Origin of the sequence: Aeromonas sp. sif2416 (assembly GCF_019218665.1) — a bacterium.
GTDB lineage: Bacteria > Pseudomonadota > Gammaproteobacteria > Enterobacterales > Aeromonadaceae > Aeromonas > Aeromonas encheleia.
Genome location: NZ_JAHUXC010000008.1, coordinates 168,979 through 191,893, shown reverse-complemented (window position 1 = coordinate 191,893; position 22,915 = coordinate 168,979). Strand labels below are relative to the sequence as shown.

The following is a 22,915-nucleotide window of genomic DNA, read 5'->3' as shown; positions in this document are numbered from 1 at the left end:
TGAAGTTGTAACGACGTATTTCCAGTCTGTTGAAGCCCCGGCTGTCGCTGACTAGTATCTCGCTGTACACGCAGAAGAGATAATAAAATGACAGCAAAATCAATAGACTGGGATCATTTATCCCGGCAGGGGCACTATTGCGCCCACAAAATGGCCCGCTTCCTCTACCCCGATGACAGCGCCCGCAAGACCTTCAACCGCGGCAAGTTCGTGCTGCGCAGCCTGCTCTACCGGCCACAGCTGAGCCGGGTGTTCGAACTGTTCCAGGCAGAACCCCTGCGGGCCCTCCCCGCCCAGCATCCCGAGTTGCTCGACAAGCCGATGCGACCCTATCGCTTCGCCTGCTCGACCGTGCAGCAGCGGGTCGAGATGGTGGAGGCGCACTATCGGCTGCTGCTGGCTCGCTACCCGGCGCTGATCGACCCGCTCTATCTGGGGGAGGGGATCGAGCTCGGCCGTTACCCCGACGGTGAGCATCGCATCGTGCTGCGCCATGATGGCACCTTCCGCCGCGAGGCCGAGCTGGCCCTCTCCATCGTCAACGCGCGGGGCGAGCGGCTCTACAGCTGCGCCTTCTCGCTGGCCGGCAGCAGCACCGCGCTGGCGCTGGTGATAGGTTCGGTGCAGGGGCCAGAACCCGGCGTCTCGCAGCCGCAACAGCAGGTGCGGGCGCTGACCAAGGCCGGCCATGGCCTGAGGCCCAAGTCGCTGGTGGTGATGATGGTGCTGGCGCTGGCCGAGGCGATGGGGGCCGCGCGTGTCTCGGCGGTGCGGATGAAGGCGCACATCTTCCAGGCCAAGCGCTACAGCAAGAAGAAGAGAGCCTGTCTGCAGGCGGATTATGACGAACTGTGGCAGGAGTTCGGCGCCCTCTCGCAGGACGCCAACTTCGTGCGGTTGCAGCCGGTGGTGCGCAAACCGTTGGAGGAGATCGCGGCCAAGAAGCGCGCAATGTACCGGCGACGCTACGCCTGGCTCGACGAGTTGCAGCTGGCCTGCCGTCAGGCCCTGAGCTGACGCCAGGGCCCTGGCTGGCTATGACGGACCACTGGTCGTCACTTGCCTCGCTTGGCGGCAATCGCCTTGGCGACGAGGGGATCGACGAACTGGTGAATGTCGCCACCGTGCAGGGCGACCTCCTTCACCAGGGTGGAGGAGATGAAGGAGTTCTCCTCCGCCGGGGTGAGGAAGACGCTCTCCAGCTCCGGCATCAGGCGACGGTTCATGTTGGCCAGCTGGAACTCGTACTCGAAGTCGGAGACAGCGCGCAGGCCCCGGATCAGCACGTTGGCCTGCTGCTCCCTGGCAAAATCCACCAACAGGCCGGAGAAACCGACCACCTTGACGTTGGGCAGATGGGCGGTCACCTGGCGAGCAAGTTGGACACGTTCTGCCAGGTCGAACAGCGGTCGCTTGCTCGGGCTGTTGGCCACCCCGACCACCACCTCGTCAAACAGCCTGGCGGCCCGGCCAATCAGGTCGGTATGGCCATTGGTGATGGGGTCGAAGGTGCCGGGATAAATTACCTTGTTGGTCATGCTGTTGAGTCCTGCAACCGGGAAATTTGGTCGCATTATAGGGGCTGTTGAGGTTTTGTCGCGACCGCGACTGAGTCATCGCTTGAGAATAGCAGTGCATCAGGCAAGAATACCGGCACCGCGCATCAAGCCTTCCTGCATTGGTGACAGGAAGCATGGGGATTTCTTATGAAACGCATTCTGGTAGTACGCAATGACAAGATTGGCGACTTCATGCTGGCCTGGCCGAGCTTTGCCATGCTCAAGCGCTCCATGGATTGTCATGTGACTGCCCTGGTGCCTGCCTACACGGCGCCGCTGGCCCGCCTCTGCCCCTGGATCGACGAGATCATCCTGGACCCGGGTGCCCGGGCCGACAAGGAACAGCAACGGGCCTTGCAGGCCCGCATCAAGGCCGCTGCCTTCGATGCGTCCATCTGCCTCTTTTCCAACTCCCGCAACGCCATGCTGGTGTGGAAGGCGCACATCCCTTACCGGCTGGCCCCCGCCACCAAGCTGGCCCAGGTGCTCTACAACCAGCGCCTGATCCAGCGCCGCTCCCGCTCCCAGAAGCCGGAGTACGAATACAACCTGGACCTGGTGCGCCGCTTCCTCGCCGATCAGCAGCAGAGCGTGGTGGAGCCGCAGGCCCCCTACCTCAGCTTCGATGAGCAGAGCCTGCAGCAGGTGCGCGAGCAGGTCGCCAGCCGGCTGAGGCTGGACGCCAGCCGGCCCTGGCTGATGGTCCATGCCGGAAGCGGTGGCTCGGCCAACAACCTCTCTATCGAACAGTACTCGCGGCTCATCATCAAGCTCAACCAGGCCTGCCCCGAGTTGCAGTGCGTGTTGACTGCGGGGCCGGGGGAGGAGGGCAAGGCCGAGCAGCTGGCGGCCGAACTGCTGGCCCACGGCGGCAACGGCTGGATCTACCGCTCCGACGAGGGGCTGCCCAAGTTCTGCCAGGTGATGGCCAACGCCGCCCTGTTCGTGGCGGGCAGCACGGGGCCGCTGCACATAGCCGCGGCGCTGGACGTGCCGACCATCGGCTTCTTCCCGGCCCACCGCTCCGCCACCCCGCTGCGCTGGCGGCCGCTCAACAGCGAGGGGCGCCACCTGGCGTTCAGCCCGCCGGAAGACAGCGATCACCCGGATGACATGAGCCAGCTCGATCCCAAGACCATGGCGGCGGCGATCGCCCGCTGGGCCTCGCCGTTCTGGCAGGAGAAAAACGGATAGACAGCAACAGGGCCCTCGTGGGCCCTGTTTCGTCATGACAGCTTTCCGATCGAGGCCGGCGTTACTTGCCCGCTTGGTCCGGCGCCTGGGGCTGCTGCCGGATCCAGAGATCCGCGTACTTCACGAAGGTGGAGTGGGCGGAGAGGATGGCCAGCAGCAGGCCCTGCTTGCCATCGAGGAAGCCGGCCTTGAGCAGGTACATCTTCAGGAAGCAGCCCAGCGCATGCACCAGCCCCTGGCCGAGGGAGCCCTTCTTGCCGCGGACGGTGCGCTGATCGGCCCAGGCCCTGGCGTAACCGGCTGACTTCACCAGATAGTGCTCAAGATCCCGATAGGTGAAGTGGAGCAGGTCGCCGTGCAGGTTGACTATCTTCATGTTGGCACGCACCTCCACCTTCTCGTGCACCAGCACCTCGTTGTAGCTGGTCAGCGCCTTGGGATAGAGGCGCAGCACCCGATCCGGATACCAGCCGCTGTGGCGGATGAAGCGGCCGAACACCCAGGAGAGGCGTGGCAGGGAGTAGATGGTGTCCTGGGCCGGGTTGGCCATGACGGTGGCGATGGCCGCTCTCAGTTCGGGAGTGAGCCGCTCGTCCGCGTCCAGCCACAGCACCCATTCCGACTGGACGTGGGACTGGGCGAGGCGGCGCTGGCGGCCGAAGCCCGGCCACTGGGCGTTGACGAAGAAGCGAGCGCCGAATTCGGCGGCGATGGCGGGGGTCTCGTCCTGGCTGCCGGAGTCCAGGATGACGATCTCGTCCACCAGATCTTCGAGGGAGGCGAGGCAGGCGCGCAGGTTGTCGGCTTCATTCTTGACGATCAGGACGGCCGCCAGGGTCGGTTTTTTCACGGGTTCAGGGCTCTCGTTGGCGCCCGGCGGGCGGGTCATGCTCAGATTGGCGCCCATTCTAGCCTAAAACACCGGCCGGGGCATGGGTCCGCGACCAGGTTCGGGCATCTCCTTTTGGCATGTGCTGAGCGGGTTATCGGGGATCTTCGACCATTCTTGGGGCATAATCTCGCCCAGCAACGATTAACCGCAGGGCTTGGCCCAAGAGACGCGTGAGATGAAGATATTGGTGATCGGCCCCTCCTGGGTCGGCGACATGGTGATGTCCCAGAGCCTCTACAAGGCGATCAAGGCCAATCACCCCGACAGCGAGCTGCATGTGATGGCCCCGGCCTGGTGTGTGGCCCTGCTGGAGCGGATGCCCGAGGTGGACAAGGCGATTCCCATGCCGCTCGGCCACGGCGACTTCAAGCTGGGGGCCCGCCGCCGGCTCGGCAAGCAGCTGGCTGCCGAGCAGTACGATCAGGCCATCATCCAGCCCAACTCCATGAAGTCGGCGCTGATCCCCTGGTTCGCCAACATTCCGGTGCGCACCGGCTGGAAGGGGGAGCACCGCTTCGGCCTGCTCAACGATCTGCGCAGCAACAAGAAGGCCTTTCCGTTGATGGTGGAGGCCTATCTGGCGCTGGCCTATCCCAAGGCGCAGATGAAGAGCCGGACCGATATCCCGACCATTCCCCATCCCTCCCTCCACGTGGACCTCATCAACCAGGACAAGGCGCTGGAGCGGCTCGGGCTGGATCGCGCCCGCCCTGTGCTGGTGCTCTGTCCGGGGGCCGAGTTCGGGCCGGCCAAGCGCTGGCCTGAGGGGCACTACGCCGTGGTGGCGCAGAAGCATCTCGACGAAGGCTGGCAGGTGTGGATCTTCGGCTCCGGCAAGGATGTGGAGGTGGCCAACACCATCCGCGATCGGATCAATCCGCTGTCGCGCTCCAACTGCCACGTGCTGGCGGGCAAGACCAGCCTGCACGAGGCGATCGATCTGATGGCGCTGGCCGGTCGGGTCATCGCCAATGACTCCGGCCTGATGCACGTCGCCGCCGCCCTCAACCGGCCGCTGATCGGCGTCTATGGCTCCACCTCGCCGCTCTACACGCCGCCCCTGGCGGACAGGGTCGAGATAGTGCACACCGACATCGAATGCCGCCCCTGCTTCAAGCGCACCTGCAAGTTTGGTCACCTCAAGTGCCTGATCGAGCTGATGCCGGAGCAGGTGATGGCGGCGGGTAAACGCTTGGAGCGGGGCGAGTCGGCTGAGCTGGTCATCGCGCTGCAACCGGTCAACGACGGTACCGCCGGCTCGGGACAGGGCCAGTAGCATGGGGTACCGGCTGCTCTACAACCTGCTGATCCATTTAGGCTTGCCGCTGGCGCTGCTGGCGCTCTACCGGCCGAAGAAGGGCAAGCCGGGCTTCGGGGCACGCTGGGCCGAGCATCTGGGTCGTTCTCCCGCCAGCGGGCAGGAGGCACCACTCTGGATCCACGCGGTCAGCGTGGGCGAGACCCTCGCCATCACCCCCTTCATCCGTGCCCTCAAGGCCGAGCGGCCGGATCTGCCCATTCTGCTCACCACCACCACCCGCACCGGTGCCGAACAGGCTGCCAGGCTCGGCGAGCTGGTGGTGCATCGCTACGCGCCCCTCGACTACCCCTGGGCGATCGCGGCCTTCCTCAAGCGCTTCCAGCCCCGCGCCCTCTGGGTGATGGAGACCGAGCTGTGGCCGAACTGGCTGGCCGCCTGCGAGGCACACCACCTGCCGGTGACCATCCTCAATGCCCGCCTCTCCGAGCGATCCTGCCAGCGTTATGCCCGTTTCCAGGGGGCGTTCGATGCCCTCAGCCGGCCGCTGACCCACCTGCTCTGCCAGCATCAGGACGACGCGGATCGTTTCCATCGGCTTGGGCTGGGGCGCGAGCGGCTGGCGGTGACCGGCTCCATCAAGTTCGATATCCAGCTGGGTGACGAGCTGCTGGCCAAGGGCCACAGCCTGCGCCAGACCTTGGGGGAGGCGCGACCTGTGTGGATCGCCGCCAGCACCCATCAGGGCGAGGACGAGCAGGTGCTGACCGCCTTCGAGCGGGTGCTGCGCACTCATCCCGAGGCGCTGCTGATCCTGGTGCCGCGCCATCCCGAGCGTTTCGATCGGGTGGCCGAGCTGTGCGTCCCCTATGGCTGCGTGCGGCGCACCAGCGCGGCACCGATCAGGGCCACCGATCAGGTCTACCTGGGGGACACCATGGGCGAGCTGCCGCTGATGCTGGCGGCGGCCGATCTGGCCTTCGTCGGTGGCAGCCTGGTGCCCGTCGGCGGCCACAACCTGCTGGAGCCGGCGGCGCTCGGCAAGCCCTGCCTGACCGGTCCTGCCTACTTCAATTTCAGCGACATCACCCGCCAGCTGGTGGCTCAGGGCGGTGCCGCCCTGGTGGCGGACGCCACCGCCCTCGGCGACAAGGTGAGCGAGCTGCTCAGCGATGGCGGTGCCCGCCGCCAGATGGGTGAGCAGGCCCGTGCCGTGGTGCTGCGCAATCAGGGGGCGCTGGCGCGCACCCTGTCCCACTGCCTCGCCAGCCTGGAAAACGACTGACCCCTGGGGCCGGCAAGCCGTCGGCCCTTGTCCCCACCCGCGGCTGCGCTTCTCTCGTGCCCCCTCACTGCGTGCTCCGTCTACCGGTAGCCCGCCTGCCATTTCCTTGCCTCTGCTCCCGGGGCTGGTCAGTTGCACCGTGGCGGCCCAGCCTCGCTTATTCGGACCCAAGAGGGGTCTAACCTAGTAGTTGGGATCCTGATATCGAACCTGTGGAGGCGAGTCATGAAAGTCCTGAGCATATTGTTGGTGGGCATCCTGTGCTTCAGCAGCAGCGGCCTGGCGCTGGCGGCGGGGGGCGGCGGCAGCAGTGGTGGTGGGAGCAGCGGGGGCGGTGGATCAGGCTCGTCGTCGACCCAGCGGCAACTGCAGCGGGTCGAGCAACTGGTCGGGGCGCAGCAATGGCAGCAGGCCGAGGCGCTGCTGCGGGATCTGCGCCAGGACGCGGCCAACTCCGCCGACGTCTGGAACTGGTCAGGCTACGTGGCCCGCAAGTCTGGCCGGTTGGCACAGGCCTTTCCCTATTACGACAAGGCGCTGAGGCTAGATCCGGAGCACCGCGGCGCCCACGAGTATCTGGGGGAGGCCTATCTGCAAAATGGTGAACCCCAGAAGGCGAAGGAGCAGCTGCGGATCTTGCAGGGCCTGTGCGGGCGATGCGAGGAAGCGGACGATCTGTCCGCCGCGCTGAGGGCGGCGCCCCAGCCGAAGAAGCCGACTTCCTCCTTCCTGCTTGGCGGTTAGCCCAGCATCGCGAGCCACGACACCCACAAAAAAGCCCTTGTTAACAAGGGCTTTTTCAATCAGTTCGGCAACCGAAGCGATCACTCGATGTTCTGGATCTGCTCGCGCATCTGCTCGATCAATACCTTCAGCTCGACCGCGGACTGGGTCACCTCGGCGTTGATGGACTTGGAGCCCAGCGTGTTCGACTCGCGGTTGAACTCCTGCATCATGAAGTCGAGACGACGGCCACAGGCGCCGCCCTTCTTCATGATCTTGATGGTCTCGCTGATGTGCATCTCCAGACGATCCAGCTCCTCGGCCACGTCGATCTTCTGGGCCAGCAGTACGATTTCCTGCTCGATGCGGGCCGGATCCAGCTCCACCTTGGCCTCGGTCAGGCGGTCGGTGAGCTTCTGGCGCTGCCACTCGATGATCTGCGGCAGGTGTACCCGTACCTTCTTCACTTCCACCTGGATGCCGTCCAGACGCTGTTCGATCAGCGCCTTGAGGTTGGTCCCTTCGCTGGCGCGGGAGGCGAGGAAGTCTTCCATGGTCTGGTCAAAGCCGCCGAGCAGCTCGGTGGCGACCGCGTCCATGTCCTGCTCGGCGGCAGCCATGACGCCGGGCCAGCGCAGCACGTCGACCGGGTTGAGCTGGCCCTGGCCGGCCTCTTTCATCACCCAGTTGGCGCTGTCGATGATCAGCTTGGCCAGCTCTTCATTGATGTGCAGCTGGCTGGCGGCAGCCTGGGCCGCCTCGAACCGCAGGTTGCACTCCACCTTGCCGCGCTGCAGCTTGGCACGGAAACGCTCACGCAGGACCGGCTCCAGGCTGCGCAGCTGCTCCGGCAGGCGGATGTAGGTTTCCAGATAGCGCTGGTTGACCGAACGAATTTCCCAAACGGCTGTGCCCCAGTCGCCCTTGAATTCTTTGCGGGCGTAGGCGGTCATGCTGTGAATCATTGATTGTTCCGGGCTTGATGAAGTGTGCGGCCAGTATACTCAGCCAGGCTTGCTCCGTCAGCCGACAGCGTGGTTTTAGCGGCTGATATTTGGGGCGGGATCACTTATAATCCCCCGCCAATTTGAGCCAGCCCAGAGGTCAGTCCCATGTCCCGTCCCAGCGATCGCAGTGCCGCGCAAGTGCGCCCGGTTACCATCACCCGCAACTTCACCAAGCATGCGGAAGGATCTGTGCTGGTGGAGTTCGGCCACACCCGCGTGCTGTGCACCGCCAGCGTCGACACCAGCGTGCCGCGTTTCCTGAAGGGCAAGGGTCAGGGCTGGGTCACCGCCGAGTACGGCATGCTGCCGCGCTCCACCCATTCGCGCATGAACCGTGAAGCCGCCGCCGGCAAGCAGAGTGGTCGCACCCTGGAGATCTCCCGGCTGATCGCCCGCTCCCTGCGCGCCGCCGTGGACCTGACCGCCCTGGGCGAGCACTCCATCACGGTGGACTGTGACGTGCTGCAGGCCGACGGTGGCACCCGCACCGCCGCCATCACAGGTGCCTGCGTGGCGCTGGTGGATGCGCTGAACTGGATGGTTGAGAAAGGCATGCTCAAGCAGAGCCCGCTCAAGCACATGATCGCGGCTGTCTCCGTTGGCATCTTCAAAGGGGAAGCCATCTGCGATCTGGAGTACATCGAGGACTCCGCCGCCGAGACCGACATGAACGTGGTGATGACCGAAGATGGTCGCATCATAGAGGTGCAGGGCACCGCGGAGGCCGAGCCCTTCACCCATGAGGAGCTGCTGGCCATGCTGGGGCTCGCCAAGGGCGGCATTGAAGAGATCATTGCGCTGCAGAAGCAGTCACTCTCCTGATTTTAAAAACGCGGCATTGGCCGCGTTTTTTTATACCCCCACACAAGTAAACGACAAGCCAAGCAAGGAGCCAGAATGAAAGCCTACCAGCGTCAATTTATCGAGTTCGCCCTGGAGAAACAGGTCCTCAAATTCGGTGAGTTCACCCTGAAATCCGGTCGTAAAAGCCCCTACTTCTTCAACGCCGGTTTGTTCAACAGCGGCCGCGATCTGGCCCGCCTCGGCCGCTTCTATGCCGCCGCCCTGATGGATGCCGGCATCGAATTCGATGTGCTGTTTGGCCCGGCCTACAAGGGGATCCCCATCGCCTCCGCCACCGCCGTGCAGCTGGTGGAGCAACACGATGTGGATGTGCCCTGGTGCTTCAACCGCAAGGAGGCCAAGGATCACGGCGAGGGTGGCAATCTGGTGGGCAGCCCGCTCAAGGGGCGCATCATGCTGGTGGATGACGTCATCACCGCCGGCACAGCCATCCGCGAGTCCATGGATCTGATCCAGGCCAACGGTGCCTCCCTGGCTGGCGTACTGATCGCGCTGGATCGTCAGGAGAAGGGCAAGGGTGAGCTCTCCGCCATTCAGGAGGTGGAGCGTGACTACGGCGCCCACATCATCGCCATCATCCAGATGGGGGATCTCATCGCCTATCTGGAAGAGAAACAGGCAGAGCAGCCGGCGCTGGCGGTACAACTGGCAGCCATGCAGGCTTATCGCGCCCAGTACGGCATCTGATCGCCGTCTCCTGAGTGTTAAATGCGGCGCCTTTTGGCGCCGTTTTTTATGCGAGCAAAAAGCATGAGTGCGATCGCTTGAGCTTACCCTTACTGTAAAGGTTAAGGTTTGCTGGTCTATCCGAGGAGGATTGTCATGACCATGCATATTCAACTTCCCATCAGTGGCATGAGCTGCGCGAACTGCGCCAGCCGGATCAGCACCGCCCTCAACAAGCTCGACGGGGTGCAGGCCACCGTCAACTTCGCGCTGGAGCAGGCGGCCATCGAACTGAGCCAGGATGCCCGGCTGCCCGAGGTGCTGGACAGCATAGAGGCGCAGGGCTACGGCTATGGCAGCGAGTCGTTGTCGTTCCAGATCAGCGGCATGACCTGTGCCGGTTGCTCGGCCCGGCTCGGCAAGATGCTGACCACCTTGCCGGGTGTCCTCTCGGCCGATGTGAACTTCTCCCTCGAGCAGGCCCGCATCACTCTGGTACCCGGGGCGCAGACGCCGGCCTCGCTGCGTGGGCAGATCGAGGCGCTCGGCTTCGGTGCCCAGCTGGCGCAAGGCAGTGCCAGCGCCCGCCGTCAGCAGTTGCAGGAGCGTGAGGCGCAGGAGGCAGCCATCGCCCACAAGGCCTTGATCCAGGTGGTTGTCTCGGCCCTGCTGACGCTGCCGCTGCTGGTGGGGATGGTCGCCATGGCCGGGCTGCTGCCCTGGCATCTGCCGGCCTGGCTGGAGCTGGCGCTCGCCACCCCGGTACAGTTCTGGATCGGGGCCCGCTTCTATCGCGGCGCCTGGCTGGCCCTCAAGAACCGCTCCGCCAACATGGATGTGCTGGTGGCGACCGGGACCAGCGCCGCCTACTTCTACAGCCTCTACCTGTTGCTGACCCTGGGCGCGGCCGCCAGCGGCAAGCTCTACTTCGAGGCGAGTGCCATCATCATCACCCTGATCTCGTTAGGGAAGTTGCTGGAGGCGCGCGCCCGGCGCAGCACCCAGTCCGCCATTCGCGAGCTGATGGCGCTGCGCCCCGAGACCGCCACCGTCTGGCGCGGCGAGGCGTGGCAGAGCCTCTCCGTCGATGAGGTGCTGCGCGGCGATCGGCTGCGGGTGCTGGTCGGTGAACGGGTGCCGGTGGATGGCAAGATCACCAGCGGCGAGAGCGAGCTGGATGAATCCATCCTCACCGGCGAGAGCCTGCCGGTGCTGCGCACCTTGGGTGACAGCGTGCTGGGCGGGGCCATCAACCGCTCCGGCGTGCTGGAGATCGAGGCCACCACAGTGGGGGAAGACTCCAGCCTCAGCAAGATCATCGCCCTGGTGGAGAGTGCCCAGATGGGCAAGGCCCCGCTGCAGCAGCTGGTGGACAAGGTCTCCGCCGTGTTCGTGCCGGTGGTGATGGCCATCGCCCTGCTCACCTTGCTGGTGTGGTACGCCATCGGCAACGACTTCGGCCAGGCGCTGCTGGCGGCGGTGGCCGTGCTGGTGATCGCCTGTCCCTGTGCCCTGGGGCTGGCCACGCCGGCCGCCATCGTCACCGGCACCGGGGTGGCGGCGCGCCACGGCATTCTGATCAAGGACGTGGATACCCTGCAAAAAGCCCACGCCATCAAGGCGCTGATCTTCGACAAGACCGGCACCCTCACCCAGGGCAGGCCCGTGCTGGCGAGCTGGAGCGGCACCCCGGCGCAACTGCGCTTGGCCGCCGCCCTGCAACAGGCGAGTGAACACCCGCTGGCGCTGGCCATGCGTGAGGCGGTCAGTGGCGATGCCCTGCCGCAACCGGACGAGGTGGAGGTGCGGGTCGGTGCCGGCATCCTCGGCAAGGTGGCGGGTCATGAGGTGGCCATCGGCAACCCCTCCCTGCTGAGCTCGCTCGGGATCTCGATGCCGCAGCAGGATGAGGCGGACGGCGATGGCGCGACCCGGGTCTGGGTCGCCATCGACGGCGTGGCGGTTGGCATCGCCGCCCTGGCCGACACCCTGCGCCCCGAGAGCCCGGCCGCCATCGCCACTCTGCGCCAGCGCGGCATCGCCTGCTGGCTGGTGAGTGGCGATGCGCCGGCCCCCGTGGCCCATATCGCCGCCAAGCTGGGGCTGGACGGGGCCTTCGATTCTGTGCTGCCCGCCGGCAAGGTGGCCAAGGTCGAGGCGCTGCGCGCCCAGGTCGATGGCCTGGTGGCCATGGTCGGGGACGGGGTGAACGACGCCCCGGCGCTGGCGGCGGCCGATGTGGGGATCGCCATGGGCTCAGGCTCCGATGTGGCGATGGAGACCGCCTCCATCACTCTCATGAGATCGGATCCGCGGCTGGTAGCCGACGCCATCGACATCTCGGCGGCGACCTGGCGCACCATACAGCAGAATCTGTTCTGGGCCTTCGTGTTCAACATCATCGGCATTCCGCTGGCCGCGTTTGGCTACCTCAGCCCCGAACTGGCGGGGGCGGCCATGGCCCTGAGCAGCATCACCGTATTGAGCAATTCCCTGTTACTGAAACGCTGGCAGCCCAAGGCGGCGAGCCATGCTGGCACTCATTCGAACACTTAAGGAGGCACAGATGAACATCAGCAAGGTTGCCAAGGCCACCGGCCTGACCGCCAAGACCATCCGCTACTACGAGAGCATCGGCCTGATCGCGGCGCCCGTGCGCAGCGATAACGGCTACCGCAGCTATAACGACGGGGCGCTGCGGGAGCTGCGCTTCGTCAAGCGGGCGCGGGAGACGGGCTTCAATCTGGAGGAGTGCCAGGAGTTGCTGGCACTCTACCGGGACGAGCACAGGACCAGCGCCCAGGTGAAGAAGCTGGCGCAGGAGAAGATTGTCGACTTGCGGGCCCGCATCCAGGGCCTGCAGGCCATGCTGGCCTCCCTCGAGGAGGTGGTGGGCTGCTGTCACGGCGACGAGAGCCCCGAGTGCCCCATCCTCGACGAGCTGGATCGCGGCTGAGCCGATTTTAGGGTTGCCGGACCGGCCCGCGCTCGTGGCGGGCCCGGCGGTCTCCCGGCCTGAGCCGGTGCCGATTGGATGCTTCCCGTGCGCTGGCTGAGCGGCAGCATAATAGCGGGCAATTGATTGTTGGCCTGGAAGGGGGAGTGCTAAACTGCCCGGCTCTTGTACAGGGAGTATCCAGTTGACCCAGAGTGTCACACGCCAGGTGCAGCAAGCCATCATGGCTCAACTCTATGCCCACGCCTCGTTCAGCCTGCCTTGTCTGGCGCTGTTGGCGCTCGGCTGGAGCCTGCTGTTTCACGACTATCTGCCGGCCGGGGAGGCGCTGGGTTGGCTGGGGCTGATCTGTCTGCTGCTGCTGGCACGCTGGTGGCACCTGCGCTGGCGCCGGCCAAGGCTGGCGCAGATCCCCTTGCCGGTGCTGGAGCGGGAGCTGTTCATCGGGGTCACCATCACCTCCATCCTCTGGGCGCTCGGGGTGCTGCTCTACATGGATCGGCTGCCCGACACCTATCGCGCCGCCATGATGATGCTCGCCAGCCTGATCCTCACCGGCAGCGCCATCATGCTGTTCGGCTGTCGCCGCGCGCTCTACGGCGCCGTGCTGCCGCTCGGCCTCGCCATGCTGTTCGAGCTGGGGGGCGGCAACGAGCAGGAGCGCCTCGTCTCCTGCCTGCTGGCGGGTTACCTGTTCGTGTTTCTGCCGACCCTGTTGCGCCGCCTGCGGCGGGATCAGGTGGCCTCCCTCTATCACCGCTTCGCCAACGCGGATCTGGTGGCCGAGCTCAAGACGGTGTCCGAGCACCTCAGGCTCACCTCCCGGCTGGACGGGCTGACCGGCATCGCCAACCGGGCCCACCTCGACGACACGCTGGCACGCGCCTGGCGCCGCTGCCAGCGGGCCAGGGCGCCCCTCTCCCTGGTGCTGGTGGACGTGGATTACTTCAAGCAGTTCAACGATCTCTACGGCCATCAGCTGGGGGACGACTGCCTGCAACAGGTGGCCTGCCTGCTGGCCGAGGTGTTGCGGCGGGAGGACGATCTGGCCGCCCGCTACGGCGGGGAGGAGTTTGCCCTGCTGCTGCCCTGCACCGGCCTGCAGGGGGCTATCCAGATCGCCGAGCAGGTGCGCCGGGCCCTGCGTTCCCTGGGCATCCCGCACCAGAAATCCCTGGTCTCCGGCCGGGTCAGTTGCAGCTTCGGGGTGGCCACCCTGGTGCCGGATCCCAGCCTCTCGACCGCCGAGCTGATCCAAAAAGCGGATGCGGCGCTCTATCAGGCCAAGCATAATGGGCGGGATCGTATCGAAGTAGCCTTGATGGGTAAGGTTGCCTGAGTTTCACATGACAGATTTAAAGAGGTCGTCTATGCAATGTCATCGTATCGAAGAGCTGCTGGAGCTGCTGCAGCCCGCCTGGATCAAGGAACAGGATCTCAGCCTGGTGCAGTTCGTCAGCAAACTGGCGGCAGAGGCCGGTTATGACGGCGCCCTGGCCGAGCTGACCGACGACATGCTGATCTACCACCTCAAGATGCGGGAGTCCGACAAGCAGGCGATGATCCCGGGCCTGGCCAAGGATCATGTCCCCGACTTCAAGGAAGCCCTGCTCAAGGCGCGCGGCATCAAGTAAAGCTTGCTCCTGCGGCAGGCTATGAGGTTTTCAAAAGAATCTCTAAAAAGAGCCCATAGTCAACCGACTATGGGCTCTTTTTGTTAGCCGAAATTGCGACAACACTCGAACTATAGATACATTTAACCCACACAATTAGCAGGCTGTTTAAGATATAATCGGCTTCATAACAATATGAGTGGAGCTATGTGTTGAAATGGCCGACCAGGACAAGATCGATATCAAGGATGTCACCGGGACCTTCAATCCCAACACGTTCAAAGCCGGCGATGACAGGTTCAACCCCGGTAACAGCATCTATGTGAGATCCCAGACCGGCTACTGGCAGCGGGTGCGCAAGGCCATGGGCTGGTTCTTCGTCGCCCTCTTCGTCACCCTGCCCCTGCTGCGCTACGACGGCCGTCAGGCGGTGCTGTTCGATCTCGAGCACCAGCAGTTCCACATCTTCGGCGCCACCATCTGGCCGCAGGATCTGACCCTGCTGGCCTGGGTCTTCATGATCGCCGCCTTCGCGCTCTTCTTCGTGACCACCTTCCTCGGCCGGGTCTGGTGTGGCTACCTCTGCCCGCAGACGGTGTGGACCTTCATGTTCATCTGGTTCGAGGAGAAGCTGGAAGGCTCCGCCAACAAGCGCCGCAAGCTGGATGCGGCCCCCTGGAGCGGCGAGAAGCTGGCGCGCAAGGGCACCAAGCATCTGGCCTGGCTCCTGCTGTCGCTCGGCACCGGCCTCACCTTCGTCGCCTACTTCCAGGATGTGTTCCAGCTGGTGCCTGAATTCTTCACCCTGCAGGCGAGCGGCTGGGTCATCTTCTGGGTGCTGTTCTTCGCCGCCTGCACCTACGGCAACGCCGGCTGGATGCGCGCCATCATGTGTATCCACATGTGCCCCTATGCCCGCTTCCAGTCCGCCATGTTCGACAAGGACACCTACATCGTCGGCTACGACAGCAAGCGCGGCGAGACCCGCGGCGCCCGCAGCCGCAAGGCCGATCACAAGGCGCTGGGGCTGGGGGACTGCATCGACTGCGATCTCTGCGTGCAGGTCTGCCCGACCGGCATCGACATCCGCGACGGCCTGCAGTACGAGTGCATCAACTGCGGCGCCTGCGTCGACGCCTGCGATCAGACCATGGATCGGATGGGCTATGCGCCCGGCCTCATCAGCTACACCACCGAGCACAAGCTGGCCCACAACGTCACTCAGGTGGCGCGGCCCAAGCTGCTCGGTTATGGCCTGGTGATGGTCATCATGCTGGGGGTGTTCGTCTACAACGCCATGTCCATCATGCCGATGGGGCTCGACATACTGCGGGATCGCAACCAGCTGTTCCGCGAGAACAGCGAGGGGCTGATTGAGAACACCTATACCCTCAAGATCCTCAACAAGACCCTGCAGCCACAGACCTATCAGCTGGACGTGGAAGGGCTGCCGGAGCACCAGTGGTTCGGCCCGCGCGAGGTGACTCTCAAACCAGGGGAAATCTTCACCCTGCCGGTGAGTGTGGCGGTGGACCCCTTCAACCTGAAGCGACCGACCCTGGATATCCAGTTCGTGCTGAAGCGGGAAGGGGCGGCAGAGGGCGACAGCAAGGGCACCCTGCGCCAGGCCAGCAAGTTTATCAGCCGGCTGTGACGGCCTTGGCCATGAGCGGAGTGGTCCGCCATGGCGGTCGTTCTCTGCCCAGGGGCAAGCCGGCCGGCTTATCGACCGGTGCCGAGGGCGGTATTCATCCGCCATCTCGGATAGAATGGGGCGCAACAGCGCCCCTTTCTCATGGTGGATGACATGCGTTTCAACTATTCCGACCTCAATCCCGATCTCATCATGGATGCGATCGATCTCAGCGGCCTGCGCATCGATTCCGGCCTCATCGAGCTCAACAGCTATGAGAACCGGGTCTACCAGTTCCAGGATGAGGATCGCCGCCGCTTCGTGGTGAAGTTCTATCGTCCCGGTCGCTGGAGCCGGGCCCAGATCCTGGAGGAGCACGGCTTCTCCGCCCGCCTCAACGAGGCAGAGATCCCGGTGGCGGCGCCGCTCGCCTTCGCCGGTGAGACCCTGCTGGAGCATCAGGGCTACCCCTTCGCCATCTGGCAGAGCGTGGGGGGCCGCCAGTTCGAGGTGGACAACCTGGATCAGCTGGAGTGGGTGGGGCGCTATCTCGGCCGCATCCACCGCATCGGCGCCAGCCGCCCCTTCCATCACCGCGTCCGGCTGGACGTGGAGAGCATGCTGCACGAGCCGCGCCAGCTGCTGGCGGCCGGTGAGTGGGTGCCGAGCGGGCTGGCCAAGCAGTTCTTCGGGGTGCTCGACGAGCTGATCCGGCATGTCTGCGACGCCATGACCCTGGACGTGGCCCAGATCTCCCTGCACGGGGATTGCCACCCCGGCAACATACTGTGGCGCGATGGCCCCATGTTCGTCGATCTCGATGACTGCCGCACCGGCCCCGCCATCCAGGATCTGTGGATGCTGCTGTCCGGCGATCGCAACGAGCAGCTGATCCAGCTCGATACCCTGCTGGCCGGCTACGAGGAGTTCATGGAGTTCGACCCGCGCGAGCTGGCGCTGATCGAGCCGCTGCGAGCCATGCGCATCGTCCACTACATGGCCTGGCTGGCCCGGCGCTGGGAAGATCCGGCGTTTCCGCGCCACTTCCCCTGGTTTGGCACCGACCACTACTGGCACCAGCAGATCGCGACCCTGCATGACCAGCTCGCCGCCCTGCAAGCGCCGCCCCTGTCGCTGACGCCGGGGTGGTGATGCCGTTTGCGGGTCCTCGTGCCCGCTGGCGATCCTGCCTGGCTCGCCTTGGGCATTGACGGCAAGAGGGTGACGCAATAGGCTTGGACTGCTTCGGTTCGCCGGGCGTGCCTCACAGTGATCCCTTAACAGGAAACGTCATGAAAAAAGTACTATTTTTCCTCGCTGCCATGCTGATGATCCCCATGGTTCACGCCGCCCCGGAATTCAAGGAAGGCGTCAACTATGACGTGGTTACCCAGACCGGCAGCGCCCAACCGGAAGTGCTGGAGTTCTTCTCCTACTTCTGCCCGCACTGCGCCAAGTTCGAGCCGATTGCCGAGGATCTGAAGAAGAACCTGCCGGAAGGCGTGCCGATGAAGAAGAACCCGGTGGCCTTCCTGGGTCGCGAGATGGGTCCCGAGATGCAGCGTGCCTATGCGGTCGCCAACCTGCTGAACGTGGAAGGCAAGCTGACCCCGGCCATCTTCGACAAGATCCATACCCAGCGTCAGATGCCGCAGAGCCGTGCTGACGTGAAGCAGATCTTCGTGGACAACGGCGTACCGGCCGAAGAGTTCGACGGTGCCGTCGACAGCTTCGCGGTCTCCGGCATGGTCTCCCAGTTCGATCGCAACACCGAGAGCTACAACGTGCGCGGTGTGCCGGCCTTCCTGGTCAACGGCAAGTACATGGTGAAGATTGAATCCATCACCTCCCAGGAGCAGTTCAACCAGCTGGTGAAGTACCTGCTGGCCAAGAAAGACTGATCCCGCCTGACCTCATGAAAAAAGCCCGCCGGTGCGAACCGGCGGGCTTTTTTGTTTTTTACGGCCATCTCGGCGGGTAAGGCAGACGGAGGTTAATCCGGATTCAGATCTGGCAGTCCCGCTGGGACGGCGCCGGCCGCGGCAGCCGGGTGCGACGGCTGATGGCCTCCGCCAGCCAGACCAGCAGCAGTATGGCCAGGATCAGGGTGGCCGCCTGATCGTAACGGAACAGGCTCAGGGACACATAGAGCTGCTGCCCCAAGCCGCCGGCGCCCACCACCCCGAGGATGGTGGCGGCGCGCAGGTTCATCTCGCCGCGATAGAGGCTGTAGGCCAGCCACTGGCGCGCCACTAGCGGGAACAGGCCGTACCAGAAGCTGGCGATGCGACCGGCGCCGCTCAGCTGCAGGGCGAGGCGAGGGGCCTGATCCGCATTCTCCAGCGTCTCCACGAACAGCCGTGCCAGCACCCCGGTGGTGTGCAGCGCCAGCGCCAGTATGCCCGCCACCGGCCCCAACCCGACCGCGATCACCAGCAGGCTGGCGAAGATGAGCTCGGGCACGGAGCGCAGCAGGTTGAACAGCAGTCGCAGCGGCCAGCAGTGACGGGCGAGGCAGGCCAGCGGCAGGGCCAGCAGGGCGCTCAGCAGGGTGCTCAGCAGCGCCATCTGCACCGTATCGAGCAGGCCGGTGCCCACCGTCAGCAGGAAGGGCGTCGACCAGTCCGGTTGCAGAAACTCGCCGACAAACTGCCCCACTCCGCCGAAGGAGAAGCTCAGCATGCGCCAGTCGAGCTGGTGGAACGCCAAGACGCCGGCCAGCCCCAGGCAGGCCAGCAGTTGCAGGCCGGGGGAGCGGCTGTGGCGCAGCCAGGCGCTGAGGCCGTCGGCCAGGGTCACCAGCAGGATGAAGGCCAGCAGCAGGGTCACCACCTCGCCGCCGGCAAACATGCGCAAGGAGAGTTCGAGCTGCTGACCGAGCCCGCCGGCGCCGACGAAGCCCATGATGACGGAGGCGCGCAGGGCGCACTCCCAGCGATAGACGGTGTAGGAGAGCAGCTCCTGGCGTACCGCGGGCAGCACGCCGTACCAGAGCGCCTGCAGGCGGCCGCTGCCGCCGAGCAGCAGGGCGCGGGCCGGTTGCAGGGCGCCGCTCTCCATGATCTCGTTGTAGACCTTGGCCAGCATGCCGCCGTAGCTGACGGCGATGGCCAGGATGGCGGCCAGGGGCCCGAGCCCGGACAGCCGCACGAACAGCAGCGCCCAGATGAGCTCGGGCAGGCTGCGCAGCAGGATGGCGATCAGCCGGCTGAGGGTCCGCAAGGCGCCGCGCAGCGGGCTGGGAATGGGGCCCAGCTCGGCCAGCGACAGGGCGCGGGAGCCGAGCAGGGCGAACGGGACGCCGAGCAGCAGGGCACCGGCCAGCCCCAGGGTGGCGACCGCCAGGCTCTCCAGGGCAGCGCTCAGGGTCAGGCCGAGGAAGTCCTGATCCATGCGGGGTGGCCAGCTGGTGGCGAGGAAGTTGCCCATCTGCCGCCAGCTCTGGCCGTCAAACAGCCCGAGCCAGCCGTCGGCATGCTGCCACAGGCTGAAGCCGATCAGCGCCAGCAGCCAGGGCAGGGGATGGCGCCAGCGATCCGTCAGCCCAGGCACGCATCCACCTCGTCGTCGCCGGCGTAGAGCGCGCTCAGCATGGCCGGGGTGACCGCCTGGGCGGGGCAGTCGAACTGCACCCGTCCCTCGCGCAGGCCTATGATGCGGGGGAAGCGCTCGAGCGCCAGCTCGACCGCATGCAGGTTGGCGATGAGCGTGCTGCCCCGGGCGCGGGCCTGGGCCAGCAGGGCGTCCAGGCTGCTGCGGGCGAGCACGGGGTCGAGGGCGGAGACAGGCTCATCGGCCAGGATCAGCTCCGGCTGCTGATAAAGCACCCGGGCTATGCCGACCCGCTGCAACTGGCCGCCGGAGAGCTCGCCACAGCGCTGCTGCCACTTGTCGTCGAGGCCGAGGCGGGCCAGCTCGGCCCTGGCCCCATCGGGGTCGCAGGGGCGCAGCAGCGAGAGCAGGGCGCGGCCGAGGGACCATTGACCGAGCCGCCCGGCCAGCACGGCGGTCAGCACCGGCTGGGAGGCGGGCAGGGGCGGCTGTTGCCAGACCATGCCGATCCGGCTGCGCAGCCGCTGGCGGGCGTGGCTGGATAGGGCCCAGGGATCCTGCCCCCAGAGGCTGAGGCTGCCCTCCCCGCGCAGCTCGGTGCCGAGCAGGCGCAGCAGGCTGGTCTTGCCCGCTCCGCTCGGCCCTATGATGGCGACGCACTCACCCGCCTCCAGCCGCAGGCTGAACGGGTGCAGGATGCGGCTCTGGCCGAGCCGCAGTCCCTCCCCTGTCAAGGCGACGGCGATCACTTCAGCAGGCCGGCCTGGGTCGCGGCGGCTTCGATGCCCAGGTAGTTCTCGGGCTTGGTCTCGATGAAGCGGCTGGCTCGTTGCAGCTTGAGTATCTCGGCCTGGGCCGGGATGGCGGGATCCAGCTTGAGGAAGGCCTGCTTGATCTTCTCCTGCAGCGCTGGGTCCAGGTCGCCGCGCACCGTCCAGTTGTAGTCAAAATAGGTCGGCGTGGTCCAGATCACCTTCACCTTGGCGGTATCGACCTTGCCCTCTTCCACCAGCTTGTCCCACACCGAGGCGTTGAGCGCACCGGCCGGCACCTTGCCGGAGGCGACCCAGGCGACGGTGGCGTCGTGGGCGCCGGAGAAGGCGACGTGGGCGAAGTCACGCTCCGGCACTATGCCCTGCTCGGCCAGGAAGTGGCGCGGCATCAGGTGGCCCGAGGTGGAGGAGGGGGAACCGAACGCGAAGTCCTTGCCCTTGGTGTCGGTCAGGGTCTTGATGCCGCTGTCCGCGTTGGCGATGAACTTGGAGGTGAACTGGGCATCTTCCTGACGCTGCACCAGCGGCACTACCTTGTCGGCCCGGCGATGGGCCTGCACGTAGGTGAAGCCCCCGAGCCAGGCCATGTCGAGCTTGCCGGAGGCCAGCGCCTCCACCACGGCGGCGTAGTCGTTGACCGGTACGAACACCACCTCGCGGCCGGTCTGCTCAGCCAGGTAGTCACCCAGCGGGGCAAACTTGCGCTGCAGCTCGGTGGGAGCCTCGTCCGGAATGGCGGAGACGCGCAGCGGCTCGGCGGCGGTGGCGCCCAGGCTGGCGAGCAGGGTGGTGAGGGCAAACATCCATTTACGTGTCATGGCAGTTCCTTGTGGTCTGTCGTTCGGGCAAGAGAAAGGCCCGACAACTGTCGGACCTGGCAAGTGAATCATGGTAGGGCGCCGGCGGCGTGATGCACAAGGCGGCGCCCCTAAAAAGCTACCTTACACCCCGACGTGAAACGCCTGCTTGAGGTTGCGGATGAAGTCCGCATCCCGGCACAGGGTCTTGCCCGGGCTGTCGGAGATCTTGGCGACCGGGCCGCCGTTGCACTCCATCAACTTGAAGACGATGTTCATCGGGCTGACGCCGGGCAGATCGCAGGTGAGCTTGGTGCCGATGCCGAAGCTGGTGTTGATGCGGCCGCGGAAGTGGCGGAACAGCTGCACCGCCTTGTCGAGGTTGAGGCCGTCGGAGAACACCAGCGTCTTGTCTCTGGGGTCTATGCCGAGCCGCTGATAGTGGCTGATGGCCTTCTCGCCCCACACCACGGGATCGCCGGAGTCGTGGCGCAGGCCCTGGTAGCGGCTGGCCAGCTCGAAGTCGAAGTCGCGCAGGAAGGCATCCATGGTGATGCAGTCGGTCAGGGCGATCCCCAGGTGGTTGGTGAACTCGTCCAGCCAGCTGGTGAGGGCCGCACGCTGGCTGTGCTCCAGCGGGAAGCCGAGCTGCTGGTGGGCCTGGAACCATTCGTGGGCCTGGGTGCCCACCGCCGGCAGCCGGTATTTCTGGGCCAGCTGGTAGTTGCTGGTGCCCTTGAATGCCGGCAGGCGCTCCTTGAGACGGCCCACCACGGCGTCCTGCACCGTGTGGGAGAAGCGGCGGCGAGTACCGAAGTCGATGAGGTTGAAATCCTGCATCTCCGCCGGGCTCAGCTCATGCTCCAGCTTGTCGATCTTCTGATCCAGCCGCTCCAGCGCCTGACTCACCCCGAACTGGGGATAGCGAAAGCGGTTGCGCATCTCGCTGATGATGGCGAGCACCGGTATCTCCCACAGGATCACATCCTGCCAGGGGCCCTCGACCCGCACATTGATGCGACCATCCTGCTCGAACACCCGCAGCAGGGAGGCATCGAGCGGCTTGCGGCGCAGGTGATCGAGGTAATCGGCGGTGAAGAAGGGGCGCTCGGCCAGGAAGTCGAGCTCGGGCTTGGTCAGCCGCAGGGAGCCGGCGAGGTGCAGCTGCTCCTCGATCTGGCCCATCATGGGCAACAGATCCTCTTCGTTGCGGCTGTGGAACTCGGCCACCACCTCGGCATCCGGATAGCGATGGAACACGGCCTGCTGCATGTGCAGCTTGTAGGCGTCGGTGTCGAGCAGGCTGGTGAGAATCGGCGGCATATCAGACTCCCCGCAGGCTGGTGAGCGCGATGACGTTCCCCTGCCGCATATGTAATTTGCAGGCATCGGTGTCGAGCAGGCTGGTGAGGATAGGAGGCATATCAGTATCCTGGCAGGCGGGTGACCTGCCGCATGGGTAATTTGCGGGCGCCGGGCAGGCTGGTGAGAGTGATGGGCATGTCAGGCGTCCAGCAGGCGTTGTACATCGGTCAGGGTCTGGACCAGTTCGGCGCCAGCCTCGATCATCTGGGTGCGGGCCTGGGCCACCGTCTCGGGGCTGATGCCACGGCAGGCGTCGAGATGGACTATCACCCGCAGGCCGGCCCGGCGCAGTTGCAACACGCTGGTCTTGACGCAGTAGTCGGTGGCGAGGCCGCCGACCAGCACAGTGCTGACGCCGCGGGACTGCAGAAACTCGATGAGGCCTGTGCTGCGCCGCTCGGCCAGGTCGTGGAAGCAGGCGCCGTAGGGATGCAGATCAGGCTCGATCCCCTTCCAGACGAAGAAGTCGTAATCGATGGGGGCGGGCAGGCCGTCCAGCAGCTCGAAGCCCGGGGTGCCCGGCACGCAGTGCACCGGCCAGCTGAGGTCGGCGTTGGGCAGATTCAGCGGCTGCAGCATGTCGGCGGGGTCAGAGACGGCCCAGGCGGCATTGCGGGGGTGGGCATCCTTGCTGCCTGCCCGCAGGCTGGCGAGGCGGGCCTGGGCGTTGAGCGCAGCCACAATTGCATCCCCACCCGCGACGGGCAGTTCGTTCGGGCAGAGGGGGGTGAAGCCCTTCTGCGCATCAATATCCAGGCTGGCGACGGTTCCCATGATT

At 65.4% G+C, this 22,915-nt stretch carries 22 protein-coding genes; 14 read left to right on the top strand and 8 right to left on the bottom strand.

The window, feature by feature from the left end:
* The first annotated feature begins 150 nt into the window (after window positions 1-150).
* A complete protein-coding gene (locus tag KW821_RS15700) occupies window positions 151-1,017 on the top strand; it encodes a VirK/YbjX family protein (RefSeq protein ID WP_218292110.1) in 867 nt (288 codons plus the stop codon).
* A gap of 38 nt (window positions 1,018-1,055) precedes the next feature.
* On the opposite strand, the gene coaD is transcribed toward KW821_RS15700, so the two are convergent.
* Entirely contained in the window at window positions 1,056-1,538 is a 483-nt protein-coding gene (coaD, locus tag KW821_RS15695; protein WP_042654456.1) for a pantetheine-phosphate adenylyltransferase, read from the bottom strand.
* A gap of 168 nt (window positions 1,539-1,706) precedes the next feature.
* On the opposite strand from coaD, the gene KW821_RS15690 reads away from it, so the two are divergent.
* Entirely contained in the window at window positions 1,707-2,753 is a 1,047-nt protein-coding gene (locus tag KW821_RS15690) for a glycosyltransferase family 9 protein (RefSeq protein WP_218292096.1), read from the top strand.
* A 61-nt stretch (window positions 2,754-2,814) separates the two neighbouring features.
* Here KW821_RS15690 and KW821_RS15685 read toward each other — a convergent pair whose 3' ends face one another.
* A complete protein-coding gene (locus tag KW821_RS15685) occupies window positions 2,815-3,603 on the bottom strand; it encodes a glycosyltransferase family 2 protein (protein WP_218292109.1) in 789 nt (262 codons plus the stop codon).
* 217 nt (window positions 3,604-3,820) lie between these two features.
* Between KW821_RS15685 and waaF the strand changes: the two genes are divergently transcribed.
* The 3 genes from waaF to KW821_RS15670 all read left to right on the top strand — a co-directional run bounded on the left by waaF (window position 3,821) and on the right by KW821_RS15670 (window position 6,932).
* Entirely contained in the window at window positions 3,821-4,921 is a 1,101-nt protein-coding gene (gene waaF, locus KW821_RS15680; protein WP_218292095.1) for a lipopolysaccharide heptosyltransferase II, read from the top strand.
* A gap of 1 nt (window position 4,922) precedes the next feature.
* Entirely contained in the window at window positions 4,923-6,188 is a 1,266-nt protein-coding gene (waaA, locus tag KW821_RS15675; RefSeq protein ID WP_218292094.1) for a lipid IV(A) 3-deoxy-D-manno-octulosonic acid transferase, read from the top strand.
* A 225-nt stretch (window positions 6,189-6,413) separates the two neighbouring features.
* Window positions 6,414-6,932, top strand: coding sequence for a tetratricopeptide repeat protein (locus KW821_RS15670; RefSeq protein WP_218292093.1), 519 nt, complete (start codon window positions 6,414-6,416; stop codon window positions 6,930-6,932).
* Between the two features lie 80 nt (window positions 6,933-7,012).
* On the opposite strand, the gene KW821_RS15665 is transcribed toward KW821_RS15670, so the two are convergent.
* Entirely contained in the window at window positions 7,013-7,876 is an 864-nt protein-coding gene (locus KW821_RS15665; RefSeq protein ID WP_042654452.1) for a YicC/YloC family endoribonuclease, read from the bottom strand.
* A 147-nt stretch (window positions 7,877-8,023) separates the two neighbouring features.
* On the opposite strand from KW821_RS15665, the gene rph reads away from it, so the two are divergent.
* The 9 genes from rph to KW821_RS15620 all read left to right on the top strand — a co-directional run bounded on the left by rph (window position 8,024) and on the right by KW821_RS15620 (window position 17,551).
* A complete protein-coding gene (rph, locus tag KW821_RS15660) occupies window positions 8,024-8,740 on the top strand; it encodes a ribonuclease PH (RefSeq protein WP_218292092.1) in 717 nt (238 codons plus the stop codon).
* A gap of 75 nt (window positions 8,741-8,815) precedes the next feature.
* A complete protein-coding gene (gene pyrE, locus KW821_RS15655; protein WP_218292091.1) occupies window positions 8,816-9,469 on the top strand; it encodes an orotate phosphoribosyltransferase in 654 nt (217 codons plus the stop codon).
* 135 nt (window positions 9,470-9,604) lie between these two features.
* A complete protein-coding gene (locus KW821_RS15650; RefSeq protein ID WP_218292090.1) occupies window positions 9,605-12,004 on the top strand; it encodes a heavy metal translocating P-type ATPase in 2,400 nt (799 codons plus the stop codon).
* A gap of 10 nt (window positions 12,005-12,014) precedes the next feature.
* Window positions 12,015-12,404, top strand: a complete 390-nt coding sequence (gene cueR, locus KW821_RS15645) for a Cu(I)-responsive transcriptional regulator (protein ID WP_042654448.1) — start codon at window positions 12,015-12,017, stop codon at window positions 12,402-12,404.
* A gap of 184 nt (window positions 12,405-12,588) precedes the next feature.
* Entirely contained in the window at window positions 12,589-13,743 is a 1,155-nt protein-coding gene (locus KW821_RS15640; protein ID WP_218292089.1) for a diguanylate cyclase, read from the top strand.
* 31 nt (window positions 13,744-13,774) lie between these two features.
* A complete protein-coding gene (locus KW821_RS15635) occupies window positions 13,775-14,038 on the top strand; it encodes a YihD family protein (RefSeq protein WP_042654446.1) in 264 nt (87 codons plus the stop codon).
* A gap of 196 nt (window positions 14,039-14,234) precedes the next feature.
* On the top strand, window positions 14,235-15,671 hold the full coding sequence (gene ccoG, locus KW821_RS15630) for a cytochrome c oxidase accessory protein CcoG (protein ID WP_218292088.1): 1,437 nt from the start codon (window positions 14,235-14,237) through the stop codon (window positions 15,669-15,671).
* A gap of 141 nt (window positions 15,672-15,812) precedes the next feature.
* On the top strand, window positions 15,813-16,802 hold the full coding sequence (locus KW821_RS15625; RefSeq protein ID WP_218292087.1) for a serine/threonine protein kinase: 990 nt from the start codon (window positions 15,813-15,815) through the stop codon (window positions 16,800-16,802).
* 140 nt (window positions 16,803-16,942) lie between these two features.
* Window positions 16,943-17,551: a thiol:disulfide interchange protein DsbA/DsbL gene (locus KW821_RS15620; RefSeq protein ID WP_042654443.1), complete on the top strand. Its 609-nt coding sequence runs from the start codon at window positions 16,943-16,945 to the stop codon at window positions 17,549-17,551.
* Between the two features lie 103 nt (window positions 17,552-17,654).
* Here KW821_RS15620 and phnE read toward each other — a convergent pair whose 3' ends face one another.
* From phnE to KW821_RS15595, 5 genes are all read right to left on the bottom strand, one after another.
* Window positions 17,655-19,193 carry a phosphonate ABC transporter, permease protein PhnE gene (gene phnE / locus KW821_RS15615; protein ID WP_256353517.1) on the bottom strand — a complete coding sequence of 513 codons (1,539 nt, stop codon included), beginning with the start codon at window positions 19,191-19,193 and terminating at the stop codon, window positions 17,655-17,657.
* Complete coding sequence (locus tag KW821_RS15610; RefSeq protein WP_218292085.1) at window positions 19,190-19,951, bottom strand: ATP-binding cassette domain-containing protein; 762 nt, start codon at window positions 19,949-19,951, stop codon at window positions 19,190-19,192. The genes phnE and KW821_RS15610 overlap by 4 nt, the downstream gene beginning before the upstream one ends.
* Window positions 19,948-20,793, bottom strand: coding sequence for a putative selenate ABC transporter substrate-binding protein (locus KW821_RS15605; protein ID WP_218292084.1), 846 nt, complete (start codon window positions 20,791-20,793; stop codon window positions 19,948-19,950). The genes KW821_RS15610 and KW821_RS15605 overlap by 4 nt, the downstream gene beginning before the upstream one ends.
* A gap of 123 nt (window positions 20,794-20,916) precedes the next feature.
* Window positions 20,917-22,095: a nicotinate phosphoribosyltransferase gene (pncB, locus tag KW821_RS15600; RefSeq protein WP_218292083.1), complete on the bottom strand. Its 1,179-nt coding sequence runs from the start codon at window positions 22,093-22,095 to the stop codon at window positions 20,917-20,919.
* Between the two features lie 180 nt (window positions 22,096-22,275).
* Window positions 22,276-22,911: a nicotinamidase gene (locus KW821_RS15595; protein WP_218292082.1), complete on the bottom strand. Its 636-nt coding sequence runs from the start codon at window positions 22,909-22,911 to the stop codon at window positions 22,276-22,278.
* Window positions 22,912-22,915 lie beyond the last annotated feature (4 nt).